The sequence below is a fragment of the Streptomyces sp. NPDC054847 genome, assembly GCF_053610925.1.
In genome coordinates this window covers 1-1,325 of sequence record NZ_JBSGZJ010000769.1, presented here as the reverse complement: position 1 = coordinate 1,325, position 1,325 = coordinate 1, and the positions used below count along the sequence as shown (strand labels likewise).

The following is a 1,325-nucleotide window of genomic DNA, read 5'->3' as shown; positions in this document are numbered from 1 at the left end:
CGTCAAGTCTCCGGGGCATCCGTTCCGGGTGGGCGATACTGGGTTCGAACCAGTGACCTCTTCGGTGTGAACGAAGCGCTCTCCCACTGAGCTAATCGCCCGGGCGCACGGCAAACATTACCGCATGTCAGCCGGTGCCCCGGACCACTTGGCGGTCACTCGTCGATGTCCCACGGCAGGGCGAGGCCGAACTTCCAGAGATAGATGCCGCAGAGCGCCGCGACGATGACCAGACCGATCGTCGTGAGGATGATGTTGCGCCGCCGGACCTTCGGGTCGAGCGCCCGCTGGGCCGCCTCCGTGACCTTGCGCTTGGTCCAGCGCAGCACGAGCTGGGCCCAGACGAACTCGGTCGCCCAGATCGCCATACCGCCGAAGATCACGACCCAGCCCGGTCCGGGCAGCACCAGCATGGACACGCCGGCGCCGACCACGGCCAGGCCGACGATGAAGACGCCGACCTGCCAGCTCACATGCAGCGGCTTGGACCTTTTGATGAAGTGCGGCGCCCTCGAGCCGAGCGCCGGTTCCTCCTTCGCCGCCTCCTGGAGCGGCTGTGCCGCTCCGTCCGTCACGTCCCCCGTGGCGGGGTCGGTCGTCGTCGCCGCGACGGCCTCGTCCCGCTCGTCACTCTGCGCGTTCATGAATCCAAATCTACCGGATCGAACTCCGTCACCAGAATGGCCGTATAACGCAAAGTAATGCACCGCCGTACGAGCGACCTGAAGGATCCCAAAACGGTCAGAGGGGTTTACAACGGCACCGTAGGTGGCATGTCGATTTCGCCGACGTGCGAATCCCCGAGCGCACACTGAGCGAAAGGCCCTGGCGCTTATGAACACCACGGTCAGCTGCGAGCTGCACCTGCGCCTCGTTGTATCGAGCGAGTCCTCACTGCCTGTACCCGCGGGCCTGCGGTATGACACGGCCGATCCCTATGCCGTGCACGCCACCTTCCACACCGGAGCCGAAGAGACGGTCGAGTGGGTCTTCGCCCGCGACCTTCTCGCCGAGGGCCTGCACCGGCCCACCGGCACGGGCGACGTACGGGTCTGGCCCTCACGCAGCCATGGCCAGGGCGTCGTCTGCATCGCGCTGAGCTCCCCGGAGGGCGAAGCCCTGCTGGAGGCCCCGGCGCGGGCCCTGGAATCGTTCCTCAAGCGGACGGACGCAGCGGTGCCGCCAGGCACCGAGCACCGGCACTTCGATCTCGACACGGAGCTGTCGCACATTCTGGCCGAGAGCTGAGCCCAGTCCGGCCGGTGAAGAACCGCACGGCGCCGTCCGTCTCGGGGAGACGGCGCCGCGTGGACAACCTCATACGG

General features: G+C 67.0%; 2 protein-coding genes and 1 tRNA gene. 1 reads left to right on the top strand and 2 read right to left on the bottom strand.

What is annotated here, in order from left to right; all coding sequences use genetic code 11:
* Positions 1–29 precede the first annotated feature (29 nt).
* A tRNA-Val gene (locus ACWGH4_RS35120) sits at positions 30–101 on the bottom strand.
* A gap of 54 nt (positions 102–155) precedes the next feature.
* The gene (locus tag ACWGH4_RS35115) at positions 156–644 is read right to left on the bottom strand and encodes a TIGR02611 family protein (protein ID WP_441265316.1); all 489 of its coding nucleotides are present in this window, start codon (positions 642–644) and stop codon (positions 156–158) included.
* A gap of 190 nt (positions 645–834) precedes the next feature.
* Between ACWGH4_RS35115 and ACWGH4_RS35110 the strand changes: the two genes are divergently transcribed.
* A complete protein-coding gene (locus tag ACWGH4_RS35110) occupies positions 835–1,248 on the top strand; it encodes an SsgA family sporulation/cell division regulator (protein ID WP_003959770.1) in 414 nt (137 codons plus the stop codon).
* Positions 1,249–1,325 lie beyond the last annotated feature (77 nt).

Excerpts from the sequence above, each read along its gene's own strand:
- ACWGH4_RS35115 (WP_441265316.1), bottom strand. The coding sequence starts at position 644 with ATGAACGCGCAGAGTGACGAGCGGGACGAGGCCGTCGCGGCGACGACG.
- ACWGH4_RS35110 (WP_003959770.1), top strand. The coding sequence starts at position 835 with ATGAACACCACGGTCAGCTGCGAGCTGCACCTGCGCCTCGTTGTATCG.